Source organism: Streptomyces sp. NPDC040589, assembly GCF_055594445.1.
In genome coordinates, this window is the sequence record NZ_JBVIWP010000005.1 from 252,819 (window position 1) to 279,366 (window position 26,548).

22 protein-coding genes and 2 tRNA genes are annotated in these 26,548 nt (G+C 68.7%); 12 read left to right on the plus strand and 12 right to left on the minus strand.

The features are described from left to right. Positions 1-122: 122 nt before the first annotated feature. From rsmG to rpmH, 6 genes are all read right to left on the minus strand, one after another. A complete protein-coding gene (rsmG, locus tag ACZ58V_RS23885) occupies positions 123-839 on the minus strand; it encodes a 16S rRNA (guanine(527)-N(7))-methyltransferase RsmG (protein ID WP_189727187.1) in 717 nt (238 codons plus the stop codon). Positions 840-964: 125 nt separating this feature from the next. Next, complete coding sequence (locus tag ACZ58V_RS23890) at positions 965-1,474, minus strand: Jag family protein (RefSeq protein ID WP_261680245.1); 510 nt, start codon at positions 1,472-1,474, stop codon at positions 965-967. 15 nt (positions 1,475-1,489) lie between these two features. Continuing rightward, positions 1,490-2,764, minus strand: a complete 1,275-nt coding sequence (yidC, locus tag ACZ58V_RS23895; RefSeq protein WP_468197023.1) for a membrane protein insertase YidC — start codon at positions 2,762-2,764, stop codon at positions 1,490-1,492. Between the two features lie 3 nt (positions 2,765-2,767). Then, entirely contained in the window at positions 2,768-3,142 is a 375-nt protein-coding gene (gene yidD, locus ACZ58V_RS23900; RefSeq protein ID WP_468197026.1) for a membrane protein insertion efficiency factor YidD, read from the minus strand. Continuing rightward, positions 3,139-3,510: a ribonuclease P protein component gene (rnpA, locus tag ACZ58V_RS23905; protein WP_184593889.1), complete on the minus strand. Its 372-nt coding sequence runs from the start codon at positions 3,508-3,510 to the stop codon at positions 3,139-3,141. The genes yidD and rnpA overlap by 4 nt, the downstream gene beginning before the upstream one ends. A 21-nt stretch (positions 3,511-3,531) precedes the next feature. Next, complete coding sequence (rpmH, locus tag ACZ58V_RS23910) at positions 3,532-3,669, minus strand: 50S ribosomal protein L34 (protein ID WP_018846094.1); 138 nt, start codon at positions 3,667-3,669, stop codon at positions 3,532-3,534. A gap of 404 nt (positions 3,670-4,073) precedes the next feature. Here rpmH and dnaA point away from each other — a divergent pair, with 404 nt between their 5' ends. The 9 genes from dnaA (at position 4,074) to ACZ58V_RS23955 (ending at position 17,046) form a co-directional block, all read left to right on the plus strand. Next, positions 4,074-6,131 carry a chromosomal replication initiator protein DnaA gene (dnaA, locus tag ACZ58V_RS23915; RefSeq protein ID WP_471292687.1) on the plus strand — a complete coding sequence of 686 codons (2,058 nt, stop codon included), beginning with the start codon at positions 4,074-4,076 and terminating at the stop codon, positions 6,129-6,131. Positions 6,132-6,991: 860 nt separating this feature from the next. Further along, entirely contained in the window at positions 6,992-8,122 is a 1,131-nt protein-coding gene (dnaN, locus tag ACZ58V_RS23920; RefSeq protein WP_382492188.1) for a DNA polymerase III subunit beta, read from the plus strand. A gap of 176 nt (positions 8,123-8,298) precedes the next feature. Then, complete coding sequence (gene gnd, locus ACZ58V_RS23925) at positions 8,299-9,174, plus strand: phosphogluconate dehydrogenase (NAD(+)-dependent, decarboxylating) (protein ID WP_468197029.1); 876 nt, start codon at positions 8,299-8,301, stop codon at positions 9,172-9,174. Positions 9,175-9,211: 37 nt separating this feature from the next. Further along, entirely contained in the window at positions 9,212-10,333 is a 1,122-nt protein-coding gene (gene recF, locus ACZ58V_RS23930; protein WP_468197031.1) for a DNA replication/repair protein RecF, read from the plus strand. After that, positions 10,330-10,887 carry a DciA family protein gene (locus tag ACZ58V_RS23935; RefSeq protein ID WP_468197034.1) on the plus strand — a complete coding sequence of 186 codons (558 nt, stop codon included), beginning with the start codon at positions 10,330-10,332 and terminating at the stop codon, positions 10,885-10,887. Before recF ends, ACZ58V_RS23935 begins: the two co-directional genes overlap by 4 nt. A 415-nt stretch (positions 10,888-11,302) precedes the next feature. Continuing rightward, on the plus strand, positions 11,303-13,363 hold the full coding sequence (gene gyrB / locus ACZ58V_RS23940; RefSeq protein ID WP_468197035.1) for a DNA topoisomerase (ATP-hydrolyzing) subunit B: 2,061 nt from the start codon (positions 11,303-11,305) through the stop codon (positions 13,361-13,363). Positions 13,364-13,405: 42 nt separating this feature from the next. Beyond that, positions 13,406-16,000: a DNA gyrase subunit A gene (gene gyrA / locus ACZ58V_RS23945; protein ID WP_471292099.1), complete on the plus strand. Its 2,595-nt coding sequence runs from the start codon at positions 13,406-13,408 to the stop codon at positions 15,998-16,000. Positions 16,001-16,018: 18 nt separating this feature from the next. Next, positions 16,019-16,855, plus strand: coding sequence for a DUF3566 domain-containing protein (locus tag ACZ58V_RS23950; RefSeq protein ID WP_468197040.1), 837 nt, complete (start codon positions 16,019-16,021; stop codon positions 16,853-16,855). A gap of 114 nt (positions 16,856-16,969) precedes the next feature. Next, a tRNA-Ile gene (locus ACZ58V_RS23955) sits at positions 16,970-17,046 on the plus strand. Positions 17,047-17,182: 136 nt separating this feature from the next. On the opposite strand, the gene ACZ58V_RS23960 is transcribed toward ACZ58V_RS23955, so the two are convergent. Next, on the minus strand, positions 17,183-17,509 hold the full coding sequence (locus ACZ58V_RS23960) for a DUF6344 domain-containing protein (protein WP_471292101.1): 327 nt from the start codon (positions 17,507-17,509) through the stop codon (positions 17,183-17,185). A 337-nt stretch (positions 17,510-17,846) separates the two neighbouring features. On the opposite strand from ACZ58V_RS23960, the gene ACZ58V_RS23965 reads away from it, so the two are divergent. Together ACZ58V_RS23965 and ACZ58V_RS23970 are read left to right on the plus strand one after the other, a co-directional pair. Beyond that, positions 17,847-17,975, plus strand: a complete 129-nt coding sequence (locus ACZ58V_RS23965; protein WP_003999697.1) for a DLW-39 family protein — start codon at positions 17,847-17,849, stop codon at positions 17,973-17,975. Positions 17,976-18,188: 213 nt separating this feature from the next. Continuing rightward, entirely contained in the window at positions 18,189-19,472 is a 1,284-nt protein-coding gene (locus ACZ58V_RS23970; protein ID WP_471292103.1) for a hypothetical protein, read from the plus strand. Between the two features lie 49 nt (positions 19,473-19,521). Here the strand turns inward: ACZ58V_RS23970 and ACZ58V_RS23975 are convergent, their stop codons facing one another. Both ACZ58V_RS23975 and ACZ58V_RS23980 read right to left on the minus strand, forming a co-directional pair. Further along, positions 19,522-21,018, minus strand: coding sequence for a serine/threonine-protein kinase (locus ACZ58V_RS23975; RefSeq protein ID WP_471292106.1), 1,497 nt, complete (start codon positions 21,016-21,018; stop codon positions 19,522-19,524). 252 nt (positions 21,019-21,270) lie between these two features. After that, a complete protein-coding gene (locus ACZ58V_RS23980; RefSeq protein WP_189727172.1) occupies positions 21,271-21,819 on the minus strand; it encodes a helix-turn-helix domain-containing protein in 549 nt (182 codons plus the stop codon). Positions 21,820-22,000: 181 nt separating this feature from the next. Here ACZ58V_RS23980 and ACZ58V_RS23985 point away from each other — a divergent pair. Then, a tRNA-Ala gene (locus ACZ58V_RS23985) sits at positions 22,001-22,073 on the plus strand. Between the two features lie 71 nt (positions 22,074-22,144). Here ACZ58V_RS23985 and ACZ58V_RS23990 read toward each other — a convergent pair. The 3 genes from ACZ58V_RS23990 to ACZ58V_RS24000 all read right to left on the minus strand — a co-directional run bounded on the left by ACZ58V_RS23990 (position 22,145) and on the right by ACZ58V_RS24000 (position 25,971). Then, a complete protein-coding gene (locus tag ACZ58V_RS23990; RefSeq protein WP_468197050.1) occupies positions 22,145-23,431 on the minus strand; it encodes an MFS transporter in 1,287 nt (428 codons plus the stop codon). Positions 23,432-23,580: 149 nt separating this feature from the next. Next, positions 23,581-24,312 carry a 2OG-Fe(II) oxygenase gene (locus ACZ58V_RS23995; RefSeq protein ID WP_471292108.1) on the minus strand — a complete coding sequence of 244 codons (732 nt, stop codon included), beginning with the start codon at positions 24,310-24,312 and terminating at the stop codon, positions 23,581-23,583. 39 nt (positions 24,313-24,351) lie between these two features. Then, a complete protein-coding gene (locus ACZ58V_RS24000; RefSeq protein WP_468197055.1) occupies positions 24,352-25,971 on the minus strand; it encodes an ABC-F family ATP-binding cassette domain-containing protein in 1,620 nt (539 codons plus the stop codon). Between the last annotated feature and the right edge of the window lie 577 nt (positions 25,972-26,548).

Genomic DNA, 26,548 nt, shown 5'->3' on the forward strand with positions numbered 1-26,548 from the left:
GCAGCAGTGAGCGACGTTTCACGTGAAACACGATGCACAGCAGCCGGGGCCGAACTGCCGCGACACTCCGGCATGCATCGGTTTGGCAGCTTGTGTGGAGTACGTCTCGTCGTCAGGACGGATCAGCGTCGCCGGCGCGTCCGGCCCGTGCGAGCCGCCTTGGCGCGCTTCGCGGCGAAGCGCACACCGCCGGGGCTCTCCCCGACCTCGACCCGTACGACCGTGGACATCGGATCCACCACACCCTCACCCACATGCAGGATGGACGTCTCCACAGCGCCCAGCTTGCTCAGTGCCGCGGACGCGCTCTTCAGCTCCTCCTCGGCGGCATCGCCCTTGAGCGCGAGCATCTCCCCGTAGGGCCGCAGCAGCGGGACGCCCCAGGTGGCGAGACGGTCGAGCGGCGCGACGGCCCGGGCGGTCACGACGTGGACAGGCTGGATCTTCCCCATGACCTCTTCGGCCCGGCCGCGTACGACCGTCACGTGATCCAGGCCGAGCAGCTCCACGACCTCGGTGAGGAAGTTGGTGCGCCGCAGCAGCGGCTCCAGCAGCGTGATCTTCAGGTCCTCCCGGACGAGTGCCAGGGGAATGCCGGGCAGCCCGGCGCCCGAGCCGACATCGCACACAGTCACGCCCTCGGGCACGACCTCCGAGAGCACGGCACAGTTCAGCAGGTGCCGCTCCCACAGGCGGGGCACTTCACGCGGGCCGATGAGACCACGCTGCACGCCCGCCTGAGCGAGCAGCTCGGCGTACCGCACCGCATCCGCGAAGCGATCACCGAACACCTCGCGTGCCTGCTCGGGCGCGGGGGGAAGCTCCGCTGCCTCCGTCACGGGGGACCGTCCTTCCGTACCGCGTCAGCGCGCCCAGCGCCGACGCCAGAACCACCAGAACTATCAGGCTGACAAAGTTCGGCCCCGCCTGCGCAACAGACGGGGCCGGGGAACCTAGGGGCCGATCAGGCGGGCAGCACGACGACGAAGCGCTGCGGCTCCTCGCCCTCGGACTCGCTGCGCAGGCCCGCGGCCTTGACCGCGTCGTGCACGACCTTGCGCTCGAACGGCGTCATCGGCTTCATCTTCACGGCCTCACCGCTGCTCTTGGCCTCGGCGGCGGCCTTGGCGCCCAGCTCGGACAGCTCGGAGCGCTTCTGGGCGCGGTATCCCGCGATGTCGAGCATCAGCCGGCTGCGGTCGCCGGTCTCCCGGTGCACCGCCAGACGGGTGAGCTCCTGGAGCGCCTCCAGCACCTCGCCGTCGCGGCCGACCAGCTTCTGCAGGTCGCGGCCCGCGTCGCTGATGATCGAGACGGAGGCACGGTCGGCCTCGACGTCCATGTCGATGTCGCCGTCGAGGTCGGCGATGTCGAGCAGACCCTCCAGGTAGTCCGCAGCGATCTCGCCCTCCTGCTCCAGGCGGGACAGGGTGTCTGCACCCTCGGCAGCGGCGGAGGTGGTGCCTTCCGTCACGGGATGGACTCCTTCTTACTTCTTGGACGGGGACTTGGGCCGCTGCGGGCCCTTGCGCTGTCCGGACTGGGCCTTGCTGCGGGTACCACCGCCGGACTTCCCGCCGGACTTCTGGGCAGCGGCGGCGGGCTTGGCGTCGTCGGGCTCGTCGGACTTGCTCAGCGACGTCTTCGGCTCGGCCTCGCCGGCCGCCTTCGCGGTGCCGGACTGGCGCTGAGACTTGCTCTGGCGCTTGGGCTGCTGGCGCTTCGGGGTGGCCGTGGTCGGCGTACCGTCCTCGGTCTCGACAGCGGCAGAGGTGTCGCCCTTGATCACGGTGCCGTCGGCCTGGGCGACGAGTCCGGCCTTGCTGAGGCCGTTGATGAACTTGCGCTCGAACTCGTTGCGGTCGCGTCCCTTGGCGACGATCGCCTTGACGATGACCCGGTCGCGGCGCCGGCCGACCTTGCTGTGCTGTGCGACGTGCTTGTTCAGGCGCTCCAGGTACGAGGCCTGGGCCTTGGAACCCGGGGTCGGGTTGTTGTGGATGACGTACATCTGCTGGCCCATGGTCCACACGTTGGTGGTCAGCCAGTAGACGAGGACACCGACGGGGAAGTTGATGCCGAAGACGGCGAACATGACAGGGAAGACGTACATCAGCATCTTCTGCTGCTGCATGAACGGCGTCTTCACCGTGGTGTCGACGTTCTTCGTCATCAGCTGGCGCTGGGTGAAGAACTGCGACGCCGACATCAGGACGATCATGATGGCGGTGACCACACGGACGTCGGTGAGGGAGGCACCGAGCGCTTCCACCTTCGACGCGCTGTCGGTGAACTTCGCCGCCAGCGGCGCACCGACGATGTGGGCCTTCTGCGCGCTCTGCAGCAGGCTCTGGTTGATCACACCGATGGTGTCGCCCGTCGCGATGCTGTTGAGCACGTGGTACAGGGCGAAGAAGAACGGCGACTGCGCCAGGATGGGAAGGCACGAGGAGAGCGGGTTGGTGCCCGTCTCCTTGTACAGCTTCATCATCTCTTCGGACTGACGCTGCTTGTCGTTCTTGTAGCGCTCCTGGATCTTCTTCATCTCGGGCTGCAGCGTCTGCATGGCCCGGGTCGACTTGATCTGCTTCACGAAGAGCGGGATGAGGCAGATACGGATCAGGATCACCAGGGACACGATCGACAGGCCCCAGGCCCAGCCGGTGTCAGGCCCGAAGAGGGCGCCGTACACCGAATGGAACTGGACGATGACCCAGGAGACGGGTGTGGTGATAAAGCTGAAGAGGCTGGCAATCGTGTCCACTAATCATGCTCCTTGGGCATGGGACGGTGTCTCTGCGGCCGGGCTCGAAGGACTGGACCGACTTGTGGGAGAAGTCTGTCCCTCGGTGGCCGGGTCGGCGGCGGAGGGCCCGCCCTTGCGTGCACGCCACGCGGTACGCAGCATTTCGTGCCACCGCGGGCGCTTGCGCGGCGGGACATGGTCCACACCACCCAGCGACCACGGATTGCACCGCAGAATGCGCCAGGCCGTGAGTGCCGTTCCCTTGATGGCACCGTGCCGGTCGATGGCCGTGTAGCCGTAGTGGGAGCACGACGGGTAGTACTTGCAGACCGGCCCGAGCAGCGGACTGATCGTCCACTGGTAGAGCTTGATCAGAGCCAGCAGCGGGTACTTCATCGCGCGCCCCCTCCCAGCAACCGCTGGAGAGCGGCATCCAGGTCTCGGGCCAGCTGTGCATGGTCGGCGTCGCCCGATCCGGGCAGCGCTCGTACGACTACCAGGCTACCGGGGGGCAGCTGGGCGACTCGCTCGCGCATCAGATGGCGAAGCCTGCGCTTCACCTTGTTGCGCACGACCGCGCCACCCACAGCTTTGCTCACGACGAAACCCGCACGCGTCGGGGGAGCGCTCTCCCCAGGCGCGTGCGGGTCCGTGGCACCGCTACGAAGATGGACGACGAGGAGCGGGCGTCCGGCCCGGCGTCCTCGTCGTACCGCGGTCGCGAAGTCCTCGCGCCGCCTCAGCCGATGCTCGGTAGGCAGCACGACGTCATGACCTGATCGGGATCAGGCGGACAGGTTGGCGCGACCCTTGCTGCGGCGGTTCGCGAGAATCGCGCGACCGGCACGGGTACGCATCCGCAGGCGGAAGCCGTGGGTCTTCGCGCGACGACGGTTGTTCGGCTGGAAGGTGCGCTTGCTCACTCGGGGGCTCCAGAAGAAATCGGTAGATGCGGGGTGCCGTCCTGGCTGTCACCGTGCGCCCACGAGTAGCTCGCAGTTACGCCCGAGTGCACCGCTGACCGATCACCCAAATGACCTGTGCCCATCGGAGGCAGGCGGCAGCAGCCATCGACAACTCGACCTGGTTACGGTACGCGCGGCTACGCCATCCGGTCAAACCAGGAGACGCCGGGAGACACTTGTCCACAGGCTGGGGACAACAACTTGAACCCTACCGGCCGCCCTGACTACCGTGACGGAACTCCGATTCGTTCCCTTATCCCTGCCCCACCCGATTTACATCCCGAGCCGTCCCAGAACCACACGTTCGTGGGACCTGTGAGAGAGCGTGCCCTGTGGCTGACGTACCTGCCGATCTTGCCGCAGTGTGGCCACGCGTATTGGAGCAACTCCTCGGGGAGGGTCGCGGTCAAGGGGTCGAGACGAAGGACGAGCACTGGATCCGGCGCTGCCAGCCGCTCGCACTGGTCGCGGACACCGCCCTGCTCGCCGTACCGAACGAATTCGCGAAGGGCGTACTCGAGGGCCGTCTCGCGCCGATCGTCAGCGAGACACTGAGCCGCGAGTGCGGCCGCCCGATCCGGATCGCGATCACCGTCGACGACTCCGCGGGCGAGCCCCCGGCCTCGCCGGCGCCCCCGGCCCGCCCCCAGCAGCCGCGCTACGAGGAGCCCGAACTCCCCGCCGCGCGCCAGGACCGCGACGGATACGAGGGGTACGGCCGCCACCGCGCCGACCCGATGCCGGGGACGCCCGGCGATCAGCATCCGCCTACGCGCGCAGATCAACTGCCCTCCCCGCGTCCCGCGTACCCGTCCGAGTACCAGCGCCCCGAGCCCGGCGCCTGGCCGCGGCCCACGCAGGACGAGTACGGCTGGCAGCAGCAGCGCCTCGGCTTCCCCGAGCGTGACCCGTACGCGTCACCGGGACAGGACTCCTACGGCTCGCAGGACCAATATGGCGGCCAGGACCAGTACGGCAACCAAGATCAGTACGGCGGCGGTCAGGACTCGTACAGCGCGCAGGACTCCTATAAATCCCGGGGGTCCCAGGACTCATACGGATCCCACGGATCACAGGACTCCTACGGCTCTCACGGATCCCGTGGCTCCCACGGATCCCACGGATCACAAGACTCGTACGGCTCGTCCGCCCAGGACTACCGCCCGCAGTCCATGGAGCGCCCCTCCTACGAGCCGCCGCGCCCCGACTACGACACCTCACGCCCCGAGTACGACCAGCGCGACGCGGTCCGCCGGGAGCTGCCCGAGCCGCCGGTCGGCTCGGGACACGTGCACCGCGGCGGCCCCGTCGGCCCGAACCTGCCGACGACCGGTGCGCCCGGCCCGCTGGCCGCGCAGCCCGCGCCGGCGACCGGCCCCGGTGAGCCCACCGCGCGCCTGAATCCCAAGTACCTCTTCGACACGTTCGTCATCGGCGCCTCCAACCGCTTCGCGCACGCCGCCGCGGTCGCTGTCGCCGAGGCGCCGGCGAAGGCGTACAACCCGTTGTTCATCTACGGGGAGTCCGGGCTCGGCAAGACGCACCTGCTGCACGCCATCGGGCACTACGCCCGCAGCCTCTACCCGGGCACGCGGGTGCGGTACGTGAGCTCGGAGGAGTTCACCAACGAGTTCATCAACTCCATCCGCGACGGCAAGGGCGACAGCTTCCGCAAGCGGTACCGCGAGATGGACATCCTGCTCGTCGACGACATCCAGTTCCTGGCGGACAAGGAGTCGACGCAGGAGGAGTTCTTCCACACCTTCAACACGCTCCACAACGCCAACAAGCAGATCGTGCTGTCCAGCGACCGGCCGCCGAAGCAGCTGGTCACGCTGGAGGACCGGCTGCGGAACCGTTTCGAGTGGGGCCTGATCACCGACGTCCAGCCGCCCGAGCTGGAGACGCGTATCGCGATCCTCCGCAAGAAGGCGGTGCAGGAGCAGCTGAACGCGCCGCCGGAGGTGCTGGAGTTCATCGCGTCCCGGATCTCGCGCAACATCCGCGAGCTGGAGGGCGCCCTGATCCGGGTCACGGCCTTCGCCTCGCTCAACCGGCAGCCCGTGGATCTGGGGCTGACGGAGATCGTCCTCAAGGACCTCATCCCCGGCGGCGAGGACTCGGCCCCCGAGATCACCTCGACGGCCATCATGAGCGCGACGGCGGACTACTTCGGGCTGACCGTCGAGGACCTGTGCGGCACGTCCCGAGGCCGCGCCCTCGTCACCGCCCGGCAGATCGCCATGTACCTGTGCCGTGAGCTGACGGACCTGTCGCTGCCGAAGATCGGCGCGCTGTTCGGCGGCCGCGACCACACGACGGTCATGCACGCGGACCGCAAGATCCGCAATCTGATGGCCGAGCGCCGCTCCATCTACAACCAGGTCACCGAGCTGACCAACCGCATCAAGAACGGCTGACATACCGAGCGGCAGACCGCCGAGGGCGCTCCCGGAGGAGGTTTCCGGGGGCGCCCTTCGTCATGTCGCGGTCCCGGGCTGTTCGATTACCTGCCGGGTTACGGCCACCCTCCACAGATTCGGTGATTTTTTCCCGTCCACATCCTGGGGACTGGGAAGTTGTCCAGACTGTGTCCACAGGGGCTCCTGTCGAGGGGCCATCAGGCCAGGTCACCCGCATGTGGATTCGTGGACGAAGGATCTCCACAGCCTGTGGACAGCGGAGAGATCCACAGGCTGTGCATCAAGTTTTCCACCGACAACCCACAGGCTGGGGCTAGTTGTCCCCAGCGATCACCGGCTTCTCCACATCGCTGTCCACTGTTCGGCAACACGACGCGCCTCCTCACCAGGTCGAGTGAAAGGCGTCACACAAAGCTGCCGGGTTGGGCTGTGGGAAAGGTGGGTAAAGCTGGGGACGACGCTGGGGAGAACTCGCCCCTCCCTGTGCACGGGGTGTGCAGAACTTTCCGTTCTCCACAGAGACACCAGGTTGTCCACCGCCTTCACCCACAGGCCCGGTGGACAAAATTCCTGCTCTGAGCTGGGAAAACGCGGTTATCCACGGTATCCACAGCCCCTACTACTACTCCCAACTAGAGAGAGCTGGGAATTCGTTTCGAAGTGGGTCCTGTGCACAACTCGCTCTTCGGCGTCCGGCTGCCCCTCATCACGACTTGACCCCGAGAGGCACCTACTGTCAGTGCGGTGCGTCAGACTGGTCCCCGGTGTCCTCCCCATCCCAGGGACCGTCGACACCGAGACAGACGACGAGGGCCAGGCAGAGCGAGAAGCGCCGGCAACAGCAGGAGGCGGCAACAGTGAAGATCCGGGTGGAACGCGACGTACTCGCGGAGGCAGTGGCCTGGGCAGCGCGCAGCCTCCCGGCCCGGCCGCCGGCGCCGGTCCTCGCCGGACTGCTGCTGAAGGCCGAGGAAGGCCAGCTGAGCCTGTCCAGCTTCGACTACGAGGTCTCCGCGCGGGTGTCGGTGGAGACGGAGGTCGACGAGGAGGGCACGGTCCTGGTCTCGGGCCGTCTGCTCGCGGACATCTGCCGCGCGCTCCCCAACCGGCCGGTGGAGATCTCCACAGACGGTGTACGGGCGACCGTGGTCTGCGGCTCCTCACGGTTCACACTCCACACCCTGCCTGTGGAGGAGTACCCGGCCCTGCCGCAGATGCCGAACGCGACGGGCACGGTCCCCGGCGAGGTCTTCGCCTCCGCGGCCGCCCAGGTGGCCATCGCGGCCGGCCGTGACGACACGCTGCCCGTCCTGACGGGTGTGCGCATCGAGATCGAGGGCGACACCGTCACGCTGGCGTCCACCGACCGCTACCGCTTCGCGGTCCGCGAGTTCCTGTGGAAGCCGGAGAACCCGGAGGCCTCCGCGGTCGCCCTGGTGCCCGCCAAGACGCTCCTGGACACCGCCAAGGCCCTGACCAGCGGCGACCAGGTGATCCTGGCACTGTCCGGCTCGGGCTCGGGCGAGGGCCTGATCGGCTTCGAGGGCGCCGGCCGCCGTACGACGACCCGTCTGCTGGAGGGCGACCTCCCGAAGTACCGCTCGCTGTTCCCGACCGAGTTCAACAGCGTCGCCGTGATCGAGACCGCCCCCTTCGTGGAGGCCGTCAAGCGTGTGGCCCTGGTCGCCGAGCGCAACACCCCGGTGCGGCTCAGCTTCGAGCAGGGCGTGCTGATCCTGGAGGCCGGTTCCAGCGACGACGCACAGGCTGTGGAGCGGGTCGACGCCCAGCTGGAGGGCGACGACGTGTCGATCGCCTTCAACCCGACGTTCCTGCTGGACGGCCTGAGCGCGATCGACTCCCCGGTCGCCCAGCTGTCCTTCACGACGTCCACGAAGCCCGCGCTGCTCAGCGGCAAGCCGGCGCTGGACGCCGAGGCGGACGACGCCTACAAGTACCTGATCATGCCGGTGCGGCTGAGCGGCTGAGCGGCGGGAGTTGTCCACAGGCTGGGGGCAAAGCCGCAGGTGAGGGCCTACGACTGAGCGCGTATGCCCACAGATGTGCGCGAGCGTCCGGGTTTAGGCTCGGACGTGGGTACGAAAGTGCCGCGCGGTACGGATGTGCCGCCACGCCACGTCGCAGAACCTAAGGAAAACAACTGATGGAGCTCGGTCTCGTCGGCCTCGGCAAGATGGGCGGCAACATGCGCGAGCGGATCCGCCGCGCAGGCCACACCGTCCTCGGATACGACCGCAACCCGGATCTCGCCGATGTCCACAGCCTGCAGGAGCTTGTGGGCAAGCTCAGCGGCCCCCGAGTGGTCTGGGTGATGGTCCCGGCGGGCGAGGCCACGCAGTCCACGATCGACGAGCTCGCCGAGCTGCTGGAGCCCGGTGACGTCGTCGTGGACGGCGGCAACTCCCGCTGGACCGACGATGAGAAGCACGCCGGGGAGCTGGCGGCCAAGGGCATCGGCTTCGTCGACTGCGGTGTCTCCGGCGGCGTCTGGGGCCTGGAGAACGGCTACGCGCTGATGTACGGCGGCGACAAGGAGGACGTCGCCAAGGTGCAGCCGGTCTTCGACGCTCTCAAGCCGGAGGGCGAATTCGGCGCGGTGCACGCGGGCAAGGTCGGCGCGGGCCACTTCGCGAAGATGGTCCACAACGGCATCGAGTACGCCATGATGCAGGCCTACGCCGAGGGCTGGGAGCTCCTGGAGAAGGTCGACTCCGTGACCGACGTCCGGGACGTCTTCCGCTCCTGGCAGGAGGGCACGGTCATCCGCTCCTGGCTGCTGGACCTCGCGGTCAACGCGCTCGACGAGGACGAGCACCTGGACGGGCTCCGGGGTTATGCGCAGGACTCCGGCGAGGGACGCTGGACTGTGGAGGCCGCCATCGACCACGCGGTGCCGCTGCCGGCGATCACCGCGTCGCTGTTCGCGCGGTTCGCCTCCCGCCAGGAGGACTCGCCTCAGATGAAGATGATCGCGGCGCTGCGGAACCAGTTCGGCGGCCACGCGGTCGAGAAGAAGTAAGCAATACCCGAGCGCCTGGGAGGTCGGCGAAACGACCATGCACGTCACGCATCTGTCGCTGGCCGACTTCCGCTCCTATCCCCGGGTCGAGGTCCCGCTCGACCCGGGGGTGACGGCCTTCGTCGGGCCGAACGGGCAGGGCAAGACCAACCTCGTCGAGGCCGTCGGCTATCTCGCCACCCTCGGCAGCCACCGGGTCTCCTCCGACGCTCCCCTGGTCCGCATGGGCGCCGAGCGCGCCATCATCCGGGCCCAGGTCCGGCAGGGCGACCGGCAGCAGCTGGTCGAGCTGGAGCTGAACCCGGGGCGCGCCAACCGTGCCCGTATCAACCGGTCCTCGCAGGTCAAGCCGCGTGACGTGCTGGGGATCATACGGACGGTCCTCTTCGCGCCCGAGGATCTCGCCCTGGTCAAGGGCGATCCCGGTGAGCGGCGCCGGTTCCTCGACGAGCTGATCACCGCCCGTTCCCCGCGCATGGCCGGGGTGCGCTCCGATTACGACCGGGTCCTCAAGCAGCGCAACACCCTCCTGAAGTCGGCCGCGCTGGCCCGCCGGCACGGCGGCCGCAGCGTGGACATGTCCACGCTCGACATCTGGGACCAGCACCTCGCGCGTGCGGGCGCCGAGCTGCTCGCCCAGCGCCTGGATCTGATCGCCGCCGTCCAGCCGCTCGCGGACAAGGCGTACGAGCAGCTCGCCCCAGGTGGCGGCCCCATCGCCCTGGAGTACAAGCCGTCCGCGCCGGGCGAGGCGCACACCCGCGAGGGCCTCTTCGAACAGCTGATGGCGGCGCTCGCCGAGGCCCGTAAGCAGGAGATCGAGCGGGGCGTCACCCTGGTCGGCCCGCACCGGGACGACCTGCAGCTCAAGCTCGGCCAGCTGCCTGCCAAGGGCTACGCCTCGCACGGCGAGTCCTGGTCCTACGCGCTGGCCCTGCGCCTGGCCTCGTACGACCTGCTGCGTGCCGAGGGCAATGAGCCGGTGCTGGTGCTGGACGACGTCTTCGCCGAGCTGGACACCCGCCGCCGTGAGCGTCTGGCCGAGCTGGTGGCGCCCGGTGAGCAGGTCCTGGTGACGGCCGCGGTCGAGGACGACGTACCGCATGTGCTGTCCGGGACGCGGTTCGCCGTGTCCGAGGGGGCGGTGGAGCGCGTATGACGGAGAACACACCCGGGAACGACCCCAAGTCCCCGTCCGCCAAGCCCTCTGCCCCTGAGCCCTCCGGCGTCGACCTCGCGCGCGTGGCGCTCCGCGCGGCGAAGGAAGCCGCACGCGCGCGTGGGGACGCGGCTCAGCAGAAGAGGCAGGCGCGGCGCGGCGGGCTGCGCTCCGGCGCGCGCGCCGACGGCCGCGATCCGATGGCGCTCGGCTCGGCGATCAACCGGCTGATCACCGAGCGTGGCTGGGAGGCCCCGGCCGCGGTGGGCGGTGTGATGGGCCGCTGGCCGCAGATCGTCGGCGAGGACGTGGCCAACCACTGTGTGCCGGAGAAGTACGACGAGGACGAGCACGTCCTGGTCGTGCGCTGTGACTCGACGGCCTGGGCGACGAACCTGCGGTTGCTCGCCCCGACCCTGGTCGCACGCCTCAACGAGGACCTGGGCCACGGCACCGTCCGGCAGATCAAGGTGCTGGGCCCCAGCGCCCCCACCCGCCGCTACGGCCCCCTGCGTGCCCCGGGCAGCAGTGGACCTGGTGATACCTACAGGTGACTTACGTCACGTCTGACCGGGCCGGGGCGGCCCGGTCGGAGCCGTTCCGGGCACCCTTTTCTGCCACCGCACACGGTTGCGAACAGCGACCTGACTCCGAAGTAGCCAAGGGTTGACGGCCGGAAGCGCTGAGTGCCTCCGTGAGCCTCTTGGAGCCCCCATCCGCATATCGGGAGTCGGGGAAGACCCGTCGAGGGCGGCACATGCGGACTCAGGTACCGGCAAACCCCCATCAGTGTCGGTGCTACCGGTAGACTGGAAGCAATCCCGCCCCACTCGCTGGGGACCGTCCGGGACAAGCTGAGCAACGCTGATCAAGGCTTACCAACGCAACATGCCGCAGCCGCTCCGGCAACCCTCCCCCGGAGGGGGGACCCCCAGAGCCTGGCTAGTGCTGTGCCAGAAAGGGCGCTTCGTGGCCGATTCCGGCAACCCCAACGAGAACATCCCGTCCACCGACGAAGGCGTGACCAGCGAGGCGATCACCTCCAACGGCGAGGTCACCGCCTCGTACGACGCCAGTGCCATCACCGTCCTCGAGGGTCTGGACGCGGTCCGCAAGCGGCCCGGCATGTACATCGGCTCGACCGGTGAGCGTGGACTTCACCACCTGGTGCAGGAGGTCGTCGACAACTCCGTCGACGAGGCGCTGGCCGGGCACGCGGACACGATCGACGTGACGATCCTCGCCGACGGCGGCGTACGGGTCGTGGACAACGGCCGTGGCATCCCGGTCGGCATCGTCCCCTCCGAGGGCAAGCCGGCCGTCGAGGTCGTGCTGACGGTGCTGCACGCGGGCGGCAAGTTCGGCGGCGGCGGCTACGCGGTCTCCGGTGGTCTGCACGGCGTGGGTGTCTCCGTCGTGAACGCCCTGTCCACCAAGGTGTCCGTCGAGATCAAGACCGACGGCTACCGCTGGACCCAGGACTACAAGTTGGGCGTCCCGACGGCCCCGCTCGCCCAGCACGAGGCCACGGACGAGCACGGCACCACGGTCACCTTCTGGGCCGACCCGGACATCTTCGAGACCACGAACTACTCCTTCGAGACGCTGTCGCGGCGATTCCAGGAGATGGCGTTCCTCAACAAGGGTCTGCGGATCAACCTCGCCGACGAGCGCGAGTCGGCGAAGGCCACGGCCGGTGCGGACGAGGCCGGTGAGGACGAGAAGCACGAGGTCAAGGCCGTCTCGTACCACTACGAGGGCGGCATCGTCGACTTCGTGACGTACCTCAACTCCCGCAAGGGCGAAGCGGTGCACCCCACCGTGATCGACCTGGAGGCCGAGGACAAGGACAAGCACCTGTCCCTCGAGGTCGCCATGCAGTGGAACGGCGGCTACACCGAGGGCGTGTACTCCTTCGCCAACATCATCCACACGCACGAGGGCGGTACGCACGAAGAGGGCTTCCGGTCCGCGCTGACCTCGCTGATCAACAAGTACGCGCGCGACAAGCGGCTGCTGCGCGAGAAGGACGACAACCTCACCGGTGACGACATCCGCGAGGGTCTGACCGCGATCATCTCGGTCAAGCTGAGCGAGCCCCAGTTCGAGGGTCAGACGAAGACCAAGCTGGGCAACACCGAGGTCAAGACCTTCGTCCAGCGCGTCGTCTACGAGCACCTGGCCGACTGGCTGGACCGCAACCCCAACGAGGCCTCGGACATCATCCGCAAGGGCATCCAGGCGGCCACCGCGCGCGTGGCGGCCCGTAAGGCGCGTGACCTGACGCGCCGCAAGGGCCTGCTGGAGACGGCCTCGCTCCCGGGCAAGCTGAGCGACTGCCAGTCGAACGACCCCACCAAGTGCGAGATCTTCATCGTCGAGGGTGACTCCGCCGGCGGCTCGGCCAAGTCCGGCCGGAACCCCGAGTACCAGGCGATCCTCCCGATCCGCGGCAAGATCCTCAACGTCGAGAAGGCGCGGATCGACAAGATCCTGCAGAACCAGGAGATCCAGGCGCTGATCTCCGCGTTCGGCACCGGGGTCCACGAGGACTTCGACATCGAGAAGCTGCGCTATCACAAGATCATCCTGATGGCGGACGCCGACGTCGACGGCCAGCACATCAACACCCTGCTGCTGACCTTCCTGTTCCGCTTCATGCGGCCGCTGGTCGAGGCCGGGCACGTGTACCTCTCCCGTCCGCCGCTCTACAAGATCAAGTGGGGCAAGGACGACTTCGAGTACGCGTACTCCGACCGGGAGCGCGACGCCCTCATCGAGATGGGCCGCAACGCCGGCAAGCGCATCAAGGACGACTCGGTGCAGCGCTTCAAGGGTCTCGGCGAGATGAACGCCGAGGAGCTGCGCATCACGACCATGGACCAGGAGCACCGCGTCCTCGGCCAGGTCACCCTCGACGACGCCGCCCAGGCCGACGACCTGTTCTCGGTCCTCATGGGTGAGGACGTCGAGGCCCGCCGCGCGTTCATCCAGCGCAACGCCAAGGACGTCCGCTTCCTCGACATCTGAGTCGGTCTCAGCTGACCGCACCAGGAAGGACCTTCACCAGCAATGACCGACGAGAACACTCCCGTGACGACGCCCGAGGGTGACGCCTTGGCCATGCGCGTCGAGCCGGTCGGGCTCGAGACGGAGATGCAGCGCTCGTATCTCGACTACGCGATGTCCGTCATCGTCTCGCGTGCGCTTCCGGATGTCCGCGACGGCCTCAAGCCCGTCCACCGCCGTGTGCTGTACGCCATGTACGACGGCGGCTACCGCCCCGAGCGCGGCTTCTACAAGTGCGCCCGCGTCGTCGGCGACGTCATGGGCAACTACCACCCGCACGGTGACTCCTCGATCTACGACGCGCTGGTCCGCCTCGCGCAGTCCTGGTCGATGCGCATGCCGCTCGTGGACTCCAACGGCAACTTCGGCTCTCCGGGCAACGACCCGGCCGCGGCCATGCGGTACACCGAGTGCAAGATGGCGCCGCTGTCTATGGAGATGGTCCGTGACATCGACGAGGAGACCGTCGACTTCACGGACAACTACGACGGCCGCTCCCAGGAGCCGACCGTCCTGCCGGCCCGCTTCCCGAACCTGCTGATCAACGGCTCGGCCGGTATCGCGGTCGGCATGGCGACCAACATCCCGCCGCACAACCTCCGCGAGGTCGCGGCCGGCGCCCAGTGGTACCTGGAGAACCCCGAGGCCTCGCACGAGGACCTCCTCGACGCGCTGCTGGAGCGCATCAAGGGCCCCGACTTCCCGACCGGCGCGCTCGTCGTCGGCCGCAAGGGCATCGAGGAGGCGTACCGCACCGGCCGCGGCTCCATCACCATGCGCGCGGTCATCGAGGTCGAGGAGATCCAGAACCGCCAGTGCCTGGTGGTGACGGAGCTGCCGTACCAGGTGAACCCGGACAACCTCGCCCAGAAGATCGCCGACCTGGTGAAGGACGGCAAGATCGGCGGCATCGCCGACGTCCGAGACGAGACGTCCTCGCGCACGGGCCAGCGCCTGGTCATCGTGCTGAAGCGGGACGCGGTCGCCAAGGTCGTCCTGAACAACCTGTACAAGCACACCGACCTGCAGACGAACTTCGGCGCCAACATGCTGGCGCTGGTGGACGGCGTGCCGCGCACGCTCTCGCTCGACGCGTTCATCCGCCACTGGGTGACGCACCAGATCGAGGTCATCGTCCGCCGTACGCGCTTCCGGCTGCGCAAGGCCGAGGAGCGGGCGCACATCCTGCGCGGTCTGCTGAAGGCCCTGGACGCCATCGACGAGGTCATCGCGCTGATCCGGCGCAGTGACACCGTCGAGATCGCGCGCCACGGCCTGATGGACCTCCTGGAGATCGACGAGATCCAGGCCAACGCCATCCTCGAGATGCAGCTGCGCCGGCTCGCCGCCCTGGAGCGCCAGAAGATCGTCCAGGAGCACGACGAGCTCCAGGCGAAGATCAACGAGTACAACCAGATCCTCGCCAGCCCGGTCCGCCAGCGCGAGATCGTCAGCGAGGAGCTGGCCGCGATCGTCGACAAGTTCGGCGACGACCGCCAGACGAAGCTGATCCCCTACGAGGGCGACATGTCCATCGAGGACCTGATCGCCGAGGAGGACATCGTCGTCACGGTCACCCGGGGCGGCTACATCAAGCGCACCAAGACCGACGACTACCGGGCCCAGAAGCGCGGCGGCAAGGGCGTGCGCGGCACGAAGCTCAAGGAAGACGACATCGTCGACCAGTTCTTCGTGTCCACCACGCACCACTGGCTGCTGTTCTTCACCAACAAGGGCCGCGTCTACCGCGTCAAGGGCTACGAGCTGCCCGACGCCGGCCGGGAGGCGCGGGGCCAGCACGTCGCGAACCTGCTCGCCTTCCAGCCGGACGAGGCGATCGCCCAGATCCTGGCGATCCGCGACTACGAGGCGGTTCCCTACCTCGTTCTCGCCACCAAGGCCGGGCTGGTGAAGAAGACGCCTCTGAAGGATTACGATTCGCCCCGTTCCGGCGGTGTGATCGCCATCAACCTCCGTGAGCAGGAGGACGGTTCGGACGATGAACTGATCGGAGCCCAGCTGGTCTCGTCGGACGACGATCTGCTTCTGATCAGCAAGAAGGCCCAATCGATCAGGTTCACCGCGTCGGACGAAACCCTGCGCCCCATGGGCCGTGCCACCTCGGGTGTCAAGGGCATGAGCTTCCGCGAGAGCGACGAGCTGCTCTCGATGAATGTTGTTCGACCCGGTACGTTCGTGTTCACTGCCACAGACGGCGGGTACGCGAAGCGGACCAACGTCGACGAGTACCGCGTCCAGGGTCGCGGCGGCCTCGGCATCAAGGCCGCCAAGATCGTCGAGGACCGTGGCTCCCTCGTCGGCGCGCTGGTGGTCGAGGAGACCGACGAGATCCTCGCCATCACGCTGTCGGGCGGTGTGATTCGTACGCGAGTCAACGAGATCAGGGAAACCGGCCGTGACACCATGGGCGTCCAACTGATCAATCTGGGCAAGCGCGATGCCGTGGTCGGCATCGCTCGCAACGCCGAGGCGGGACGCGAGGCGGAAGAGGTCGACGGCGACATCGTCGTCGACGAGACCGCCGAAGGCGCCGCGACCACCGGCACGGACGAGGGTGAGGCGCCCTCGTCTGAGTAGCACGAGGAGTGAGTCAGCGTGAGCGGAGCCACGGGCGCCGGACCGAGCGGTACCCCGACGGGTACGGACACGGACGACGGCGGCCGTGGCTCCGCCGCGCGTGCGGCGGACCCGCACACGACCAACCTGAAGGCGGTCAAGCCGGCCGCCGAGGACGACTCGCCCTCGCCTGACACGCATGGATCCCAGGGGGGAACTGTGACGGACACCCGAGGTCCGCAGACCCAGCAGCACAGCGCTGGAGCGGGCCCGGCCGCATCCGGCGCCCAGCCACAACCGCAGCCCAAGGAGGCCGCGCGGGAGCAGGGCACCTCGTACACGGCCTCCCCGTTGCCGGGAGAACGGCAGGCACAGCAGCAGGCCGGGCCGTACCACCCGCCGCAGGCCTATCCGGCGCAGCAGCAGGCGGCGGCCGGTGCCGGCGCCGGTGCTTCCGCCGGTGCCGCACGGCGCCCCCGCACGGGAGCGGCCCGCACCGTGCCCCGCGTCCGCAAGGCGCGGCTGCGGGTGTCGAAGGCCGACCCCTGGTCGGTGATGAAGGTCAGCTTCCTGCTCTCCATCGCGCTGGGCATCTGCACGATCGTCGCGTCCGCCGTGCTGTGGATGGTGATGGACGCGATGGGCGTCTTCTCGACGGTCGGCGGCACGATCTCGGAGGCGACCGGCTCGAACGAGTCCAACGGCTTCGACCTGCAGGCTTTCCTGTCGCTGCCCAACGTCCTGATGTTCACGTCGGTCATCGCGGTCATCGACGTCGTCCTGGCGACGGCCCTCGCGACCCTCGGCGCGTTCATCTACAACCTGTCCGCGGGCTTCGTCGGCGGTGTGGAGCTGACGCTCGCCGAGGACGAGTGACACGACCCCTTTGACATGGTTTGTCGTTGTCCCGACAACCGATTTTGGGACTGCCCATGTCGTGCGCTAATCTTCAGGAGTCAGCGCGCGGGACACACCCCCGCACAGCGCGGCGGGGCTATAGCTCAGTTGGTTAGAGCGCATCCCTGATAAGGATGAGGCCACAGGTTCAAATCCTGTTAGCCCCACCAGCATGATGAACCCCCAACCGGTAGCGGTTGGGGGTTTTCTGCGTTACCAGGGGGCGGGCGGGACATGAGGAAGCCCGGCGGCTCTGTCGAGCTGCCGGGCCTGTACGCAGGGTCGCCGTTGGGATGGGTCCGGGGTTCAGCGCTGCAGGGGAGCGAGATAGTCCGCCGTGGGTTCCGATTCCGCGTCGGTGTCCGCGAGCGGGCGGTGGCGGCAGCGGGGGGTCTTGCCGTGGGCCTCGGCCCGGATGCGCTGTTTCATCGTGGGGGGCAGGGCTTTCGTCAAGGACGCGGGAGACGTCGCCGATGCCGTTCGCTGGTGCGGGATGCGCTCGCTGTTGCGCTCCGGCTCGGTCTGGAGTACCGCCGGTGCGGTGGTCCTGGTGACGAATCCGAGCGTCGTGCACAGTGCCAGGAAGGCGGTGACGATGGCGGTCCACAGCTTCATGACCTTGTTCCGGGCCATGGCCCCTCACTTTCGGGTCGGGCGATTTGCGTACTTTCCTCATGATGTGTATGGGGGTCGAGAAGTGGTGGACCGACGCCCGTGGCGCGGCGATGTTCCGATGAACACCACTCGGATGGCGGCAAGGGGGGCGAAAATGTGAGGAGAGAGGAGGAAGGCGTCCAAAGTAACCGTCTGTCGGGGTGTGATCACCCTCCGATCGGAGCGGTGAACTCCGCTTCTATCCCGGTTGCCCGGGCGGGAGTTGAGGTCCGACTCAGGTCACCGATCGGTATCGGTCGGTGTGTATAGTCGGGCGCCAGAGGTCCCCTACGTCAACGAAAGACGAGGTCGCGCGGTGAAGAAGCTTCTCCTGGTCGCACTGGCCGCCATCGGCGGGCTCCTCGTGTACCGCCAGATCCAGGCGGATCGCGCCGAGCAGGATCTGTGGACGGAGGCGACTGACTCCGTGCCCACGGGTTCGTGAGTCACGACATCCAAACCGAGCACACCCCGGCCGCCTCGCGGTCGGGGTTTTGTGTGTCCTGGGACCGGCCGTACGGGCAGGATGGGCCACGGCTCGCGGATGCGTGGTTCTGAGGTCCGGTGACGTGAGGGGTGGCGCGTGAGGGGACGGTGTCGTACGGCGTGGGGGCGTGCGGGCGCGGGGCGCGGCCGTCGTCCGTCGGTGGCGGTGCGCATGGGGGTCGTGGGGGTGGTGCTGGGCGCGACGGCTGCCGTGGTGCCGGGCCAGGCCGCCCTGGCCGCCGCCGGGGCCTCCGGTACGGCTGTGACGCCGAGCCCGTACGCCTTCGCCGACGGTGCCCGGAGCGTCGAGGGCGCGAGGAGCACCGCGGACGCCGTGGTCCTGAAGCCCGGCACCGCCTACAAGAGCTCGCTCCCGAGCAGCGGCAAGGTCAACTACAGCATCGAACTCGACGCCGCATCGAACGCGTACGTGTCCGTCACCGCGGCCCCCTCCCCCGACAGCACCGTCTCCGTCATCGACGGGCTGCGGGTGTCCATGCAGGACGCCGAGGGCAATTCCTGCTCCGTGGACACCGCGAGCTTCGGCGCCGCCCGTAGTCCGCACCCGATCGCGGCCTGGGGCATGCGGGAGGTCTCGCCCACCAAGCCCCTGTGCCGGAAGGCCGGCACCTACTACGTGTCCGTCGAGCGGGTCGACCCGAAGGGCGAGGGCTCCTCGCCGGACGCCTGGGACCTGGAACTCCTCGCCATGACGGAGCCGCGGATGGCGAAGACCGGGGCGACCAGCGCGCCCGAGGTGTGGAACTCCGCCACGCCCCAGCCGCTCCAGGGGAAGGCAGAGCGTCGTCGGGGCGGTGCGGGGTTCGCCGGGGCGACGCCCCTCGACCAGGGCGTCTGGCGGGACTACATCCGGCCCGGACAGACGGTCTTCTACGAGGTGCCCGTCGACTGGGGCCGGCAGTTGCACGCCACCGCCGAACTGGGCAGCACGGACTCCGGCGGCACCGGCTACACGACCGGCGCCCTTGACCTGGCGCTCTACAACCCCGCCCGCGGTCACGTCGCCGACGTGAGTGTCGGCTACGACGGCGACCAGAAGTCCGGCAGCCTGCCTCCCCTGCCGCCGGTCGACCACGCCAACCGCAATGCCGCCATCGGCCAGGTCGGCGCCATGCGCTTCGCCGGCTCCTACTACCTCGTCGCGCATCTCGCGGAGAGCGTGGCCGACAGCTTCGGGGACGGGCCGTTCGCGATGACGCTGCGCGTCCGGGTGAGCGGAGCGGCGAAGAGCGGGCCCGAGTACGTGGGGGAGTCCGAGCCCGCGGGCGTCTTCGAGGTCTCGGACCAGGAGCGTGAGGCGGCGGCGGAGGGCGTGGCCGGGGGCGACGACACCGCGATGAGGGCGGTCGCCGTGGGCGGCATCGGCACCGGGAGCGCGCTGCTGGTGGGGCTCGGGGTGTGGACCGTGGTGGCGCGGCGGAGGAGCGCCGTATAGCGCTGGGGTTGGCACTGGCACTCATGCCCGCGCGGGCTCGGATGCGGGCTCAGATGCGGGTCAGGGCCCAGAAGCCGACGGCGTAGCAGGCCAGGGCGAGCAGCAGGAGCGGGACCGCCACCTTGGCCGGGGGGCCGGGGCGGCGGCGCGGCCGTTCCGCGCGATGCCGTGAAGCGGCCCGGGCGGGCGGTGGGGCCTGCGGGGCCTGGTGCGGGGTCTGGGCGGTGTACGAGGCCGTGGAGGTGTCGGTGCGGTGGTGTGCCGCGGGGGGCAGGGGCTGACCGGCGTAGCCCTTGCGGCTGGGGTACGCCGGTGGGAGCGGCTGGGAGGTGTGCAGCCGGTGGGTGGTGTCGTAGGGGGAGACGGGGGTCTCCGGCTGGTACGGGGCGTGCGCCTGTGCGTCGTGGGGCCGGCCGTCGGGCGCGGGGGAGGAGGTGCCGGTGGCCTGCGGGGGCGGCAGGTGGAAGCTGCCGGTGTCCGACATGGAGGCCGGCCGGGGCTGAGCGGGTGACGACGGGGTGGCTGACGGGTCGGTTTCCTGACGCGGGTCGGGTTGTACGGCTTGGGGGGCCGGGGGCGACCAGGCATCGCCGTTGTCGCCTGGCGGTGCCTCGTCCGGCCCCGAGCCGGTCGGCTCTTCCCTGCGGCCCAGCCCCCGCGCTCTCTCCAGCGGGCCCTCGGGGGCGAACCCCGGGGGGAGCGGGCTGAGTTGGTCGAAGATCTCGATCAGCTCGTCGTCCGGGCCGGGCTCCGGGAGGAGCTCCGCGGCGGCTGCGAGCGCCTTGCGCGCCCCCGTGGCCGTACGGAACCGCGCCTGCGGGTCCGGCTGCAGCAGCGTGGCCACCACCTGCCACAGCGGCTCCGGAATGCCCTTGGGTGCACCGGGCGTCCCGTGCTCGGCGAAGTACTGGATGAGCGCCTTGCTGTCCGGCTTGGCCCCCTCCAGCAGATACAGCGCGACCAGTCCCACGGCGAACAGGTCGGCGGGGAAGTCGGGTTCGGCGCCCATCAGCTGCTCGGGCGCGAGATAGCCGGGCGTTCCCACGACGAGGTTGGTCTCCGTCAGGCGGGGCTCGCCCAGCCGCATCGCGATGCCGAAGTCGGACAGCCGCAGCCGAGGCCGGCCGGTGCCGGTGGCCTCCAGCAGCACGTTGGCGGGTTTGACGTCACGGTGCACGACGTCCTCCGCGTGCACCGCGGCAAGCCCCGCCAGCAGCTGGTCGAGCAGGGTGCAGACGAAGGCCGGCGGGAGGGGACCGTAGTCCCCGACGAGGTGGACCAGGGAACCACCGGCGACCAGGTCCATGGTGAACAGGACCTTGTCGTCGTCGGCCGCCCAGCTGGAGGGGGCGAGCACATGAGGATGGTCGATCCGCAGGGCCTGTTCGCGCACGAAGCGCAGCAGCGAGTGCGCGTCGCTCTGGAGCAGGACCTTGGCGGCCACGTAGCGGCGGCGGCGGTGATCCCAGGCGCGCCAGACGGCACCGACCCCTCCGCGCCCGATCGGGTCGACCAGTTCGTACCGGCCGGCGAAGACCTCACCCATGGCTGTACGTCGCTCCTCCCCCTGCGGTTTCCCCCCTTGCTTCCCCCTCGCCGGGCGCTACGACTCCCCGACGAGCGAGACGACTCCCCCGTCGAGCGGGAGAACCCGCTCGCTCCGATCGGTCCCCCGTGCGTGACACGCCCCCTCGTGCCCGCCCGTGCCGTGCGTTGTCCCCCGTCACGCCGATCGGTGTCCCCCGTCAGATCACCCCGCGTCGGCTGCCGAACCCCCTTCGGCGACCGGGCGGTGTGATCAGCTCTGGTGGGACTGGTAGTGCGCGACCGCGTCCGAGGTGCGTCCGGCGCCGTACACCCGGAGGAACTCTGCCAGTTCCGGGTGGGTCGGGGCGAGGGTCTCCGCGGCCTCGATGATGTCGCCCGCCGCCGCGACCGAGCGCAGCAGCGACTGGATCTCCCGGACCACGCGCTTGACCGTGGGCGCTCCCGAACTGGTCGTCGTCTGCGTGGTGTTGCTCAGCACCGAACCCCCCTGTGACTTCTTGATCTCCTCCATGCGCTCAGTGGCCTCGGCCGCGCTCACGCTGCCGTCCGCGACCTGCCCGGCCAGGTCCTGCAGCAGTTGCACGCGCTGCACGACGGCCGGGTTGCCGATCTTCGCCCGCTGCCCGCTCATCAGCTGCGACAGCATCGGTGCGGACAGCCCCAGAACCCCCGCGAGACGAGCCTGGTTGAGACCAAGATCGTCGATGAGCCTACGGAAGAGCGCCCCCAACGGCTCCCCGTACCAGTTCCGCTGCAGTTCCCGCGCTCTTGCGGTGGCTTCCTGCTGTGCGGCGTCCATTGCGTCTCCCCATCGCTTCCCCATGTACGGCGGTTCGCGGTAGCGAACCACGCCGAGCATCTTACGGAGAGTGGTCGGCGACGGGGACCCCCAATCCTTTTGCGGAATCACGGGGGTGACCCGGTACTCTGGTCTCCGACGCCCGCCGGGACATGCTTCGTCCGGGTGGATGTCCCCTTCCGGGGCCTTAGCTCAGTTGGTAGAGCGCTGTCTTTGCATGGCAGATGTCAGGGGTTCGACTCCCCTAGGCTCCACTTGATCAGACCCCTCTGACCTGCGGAAACGCAGGCAGGGGGGTCTTTCTCGTGCCGGTCGGAGCATCGGGTCAGGCGGTGCTCACGGGTTCGGCCTCGTTCACGTCGTACGTGCCGAGGTGACGGTTGAAGACGACCCAGGCGATGGAGGTCGCGAGGCCGCAGGAGGCGATGACCAGGGCCGTGGTGGGGCTGAGGAACTGGGAGACGGTGCCGCCCACGATCGCGCCGACGGGTTCGAAGCCCAGCGTCGTGAAGCGCATCGCGGAGGTGACCTGGCCGATCATGTGCGTAGGCGTCACCATCTGCTTGATCGTCTCGCTCATGACCAGGTTCACGACGATGGCGAAGCTCCACAGGAACATCCCCGCGGCCACGGCCAGGAACCGCAGCAGGGAGGAGTCCAGCAGTTCGGAGCCGGGGACGAGGAAGGCGCCCACGGTGGGTACGACCAGGGACAGGACGTAGAGCAGCCGGGTCCGCACCCTGCTCATGAACGAGGAAGCGGCTGTCGCGGACAGCACACCGCCGAGCCCGCCGGCCGCGCTCGCGAGGCCGACGAGGAGGGGGCTGAAGCCCAACTCCTTGACCACGTAGAAGGTGTAGACGGCGAAGAACATCGCCGTGAAGAAGTTGAAGTGCGCCGCGGAGACGATCACCGGTCGCAGTACGGGGTGGGAGAAGGCCCAGGTGAAGCCGGTCAGGGCGCCCTTGACCGACTCCTGTTCCGACTCCTGCTCCGCGTTCTCCTGCTCGGCGTCCTCGAGCCCTGTTTTCTCCTCGCCCTTCTTCGTGCCGCCTCCGGACCCGAGCAGCAGCACCGTGCTCGCGACGTAGCTGCAGACATCGGCGACCAGGGCCATGGGCGCGCCCAGCGCCTGGACCAGGAGCCCTCCCAGGCCCGGTCCCGCGACCTCGCTGACCGCGGTACTGCCCTCCATATACGAGTTGATCTTGGGGAGTTGGCGGCGGTCGAACGTCAGCACCATGTGCGAGGACAGCGCGGAGTCGTACAGGAGGGTGAGGGCGCCGACCAGGAAGACGGTCGTGAAGAGCAGGGGGATGCTCAGCAGGTCCAGCGCGTAGGCCACCGGGATCATCCCGATCAGCAGCAGGCGCAGGATGTTCGCCGTCACCATGACCGACCTGCGCGGGTAGCGGTCGGCGGTCATTCCCACCCACAGCCCCAGGAGCAGCACGGCCAGCGACTCGGCGCTGCCGAGCAGGCCCATCTCGAACGCGGAGGCGTCGAGGGTTCCCAGGGCGAGCAGCGGGATGATGACCACGCTGGCCTGGGTACCGAACAGGGACACCGTCTGGGCGGTCCACAGGTTTCTGAAACTGCTGTCTTTGAGCACGTCTGGACTCCTGGCGGCACGCCGGTAGATCTGATGAGAGCGGTGCGGACGTCACCGCACGGCCCTGCCGGTGGCGGCCAGAGCCGTGCGGGGATCAACAACCGGCCGCCGGAGGCTCGTTGGGGCGGGCCGTCGTGCGTGAGCGGCCGCTACTTGGCCGTGCCGAAGTGTACGGCGATGGAGTAGCGCACCCAGGACTGCGAGCGGATCCCGCACACGCTGTGGTGGTATCCGGGGTTGATCCGCAGGAGCGCCACGCGTCCCTGCTCGGGCTGGGTGGCCAGGGCGGCTCCGCTGGGGGCCTCCACCACGAGTTCACCGCCGTCGCCCGCGGCCCACCCGGGGGAGAGGAAGAAGACGAGGCCGAAGCGCCGGTCGTCGAAGGTGTCGGAGTGGCGGCGCAGATAGTGGCCGGCCTCGTACTTGGCGATGTCGGCCGAGCGGAAGGACACCCGCTCGCCGAAGGCCTCCGAGAACGCGTCGGCCACGTCGGTGCTCTTGAGCGCGGAGATGAAGGCGCGGATGCCCAGGGCGGACCGGGGGATGTCGCGCAGACAGCCGCTGCGCGAGAAGCGCCGCTCGGGGGCGGCCTCGGCGAACTCCTCGGCGTCGCACGGCTTCACGTTGTCATCAGGGGTGAGCAGCCAGTGCTCCGTGGCCCAGGTCGGCAAGGCGGCCAGCTCGGAGACGAGGGGGTGTGTCATGTCCGCAGGCATCAGGGGCAGGCTGGTGGCCGGAGCGTCGCTTCCTGGCCGCAGCCGGCCGAGTGCTTCCGCCACGGGGGCCGCGGTCAGCATGTCGATCGTCTTGCCGTGGAAGGCGATCGCGGCGTCCCTGCTCATGTGGTCCATGACGGAAGCGCTCTGCGCCGAGTCCTGCATCTTGCCTCTCCTTCGGTCGGTAGGGGCCACGCCAAGGGATCAGCGGGCCCTGGTCACCCGGTTCTCGTCCCACACCGGTTCCTGCGTCTGCACCACCTCGCCGTCGGAGCGGAAGAGGAGGTAGCGGTTGAAGGAGCTCGCGAGCCAGCGGTCGTGGGTGACCACGACGACCGTGCCGTTGAACTCCTCGATGGCCTGCTGCAGCGCCTCGGCCGAGACCAGGTCGAGGTTGTCCGTCGGTTCGTCGAGCAGGAGCAGCGTCGCGCCGCCGAGTTCCAGGAGCAGGATCTGGAACCGGGCCTGCTGTCCTCCGGAGAGCGTTTCGAAGCGCTGGTCCGCCGCGGCCGCCAGTTCGTACCGCGAGAGCATGCCCGCGGCGGCCCCGCGGTCCAGGCCCTCGCGGATGCCTTCACCGCGGCCCATGATCTCCACGAGCGTCTTGCCCACCCACTCCGGGTGCTGGTGGGTCTGGGTGAAGAAGCCGGGTACGACCCGGGCGCCCAGCCGCCAGGAGCCCGCGTGGTCCACGTCGAGGCCGGCCAGCAGCTTCAGCAGGTGGCTCTTGCCGGAGCCGTTCGACCCCAGCACCGCGACCCGGTCTCCCAGGTAGATCTCCAGGTCGAACGGCTTCATGAGCCCGGTCAGTTCCAGCTGCTCACAGGTGATGACGCGGGTTCCGGTACGGCCTCCCGTCAGACGGGGGACCACGCGCTGCTCCCGGGGCAGCTCGGGCGGCCGGCCTGCTTCCTCGTACTTGCGCAGCCGGGTCTGGGCGGCGCGGTAGCGGGGCGCCATGGCGGCGCTGATCTTCGCCTGTTCGCCGAGGGTGTGCACCAGGTCCTTGAGCCGTACGTGCTCCTCGTCCCACCGGCGGTGCAGCTCGGCCAGCCGTTCGCGCCGCGCCTGGCGGGCTTCCTTCCAGCCGGTGAAGGAGCCGCCGTGCACCCAGGTGCCGCGGCCTTCGAGAGCGACGACCTTCGTGGCGACGTTGCCCAGCAGGGCACGGTCGTGGCTGACCAGCAGGACGGCCTTGTCGGTGGTGCGCAGCTGCTCTTCCAGCCACCGCTTGCCCGGGACGTCGAGGTAGTTGTCCGGCTCGTCGAGGATGAGCACCTGCTCGCGCCCGCGCAGCAGCGCCTCCAGCACGAGGCGCTTCTGCTCGCCGCCGGAGAGGGTGTTGACGTCGCGGAAGCGGGCGCGGTCGAAGGGCATGCCGAGCGCCGCGGTGGTCACCACGTCCCACAGCACTTCGATCTCGTAGCCGCCGGCCTCGCCCCAGGTGCTGAGCGCCTCGGCGTACCGCATCTGCGTGGCCTCGTCGTCGCGTTCCATCAGCTCGAGTTCGAGGGCGTCGATGTCCGCCGCGGCCGTGGCGATCCGCTCGGGGGCGGCGGCCAGCAGCAGATCGCGCACGGTGGACTCGTCACGCACCGAACCGATGAACTGCGGCATCATCGCCAGGCCGCCCTGCACGTGGACGGTGCCGGCCCGCGGCTTGAGCCGCTTCCCCGCCACGTTGACCAGGGTGCTCTTCCCCGCGCCGTTGTGGCCGATCAGCGCCGCGACCTCCCCTGCCCCCACGGAGAAGCTGACGTCTTCGAACAGTGTTCGTCCGTCGGCGAGATTGCAGCGGACACTGTTGAATTCAAGGAATCCCATGATTCTGAGCTTCGTTCTCTCGCTTTGGAAGATGCGCTGCGCGCGGCGCGGAATTTAACGCTCCGGTTTTAGGTGGTCCGCCCAAAGGGTCCACTACCCCTCCCCGGTGGCCCTTCAATCCCCCCGCATCAATCCCCCCGCAGCACGGCGTCAAAGGCGTTCACGCGTTTCACGGATCCTGCCTGGCCAGGTCCTCGAACACAAGAGGAAGAAATGTCCGTGTTACAGCTATTGGGCACGCTTTGCGGTGAAAAATAAATCAGGATGAGAGACGCTTGACAAGCGCCTATCGGAATGGTGAAGCTTCCTGACGTCAGAGCAATTCAGTTCCGCTGCACATGAGGAGCGACAGTGAACGAGAACGTTGCTGAGTCCGCAATTCAGGTTGCCTCGCAGGAGCAGGATGACATCTTCTTCATCGAGGAGATGGACGTGGCCGACGCCGCTCAGGTGATGGTCCACCGCTGTTGACAGTGTGAGCGGGAGTGGGGGGGGGGGGGGGGGGGGGGGGGGGGGGGGGGGGGGGGGGGGTTGGGGGGGGGGTTGTTTTGTTTCTCGTTTTGTTTTTTCTTTTTCT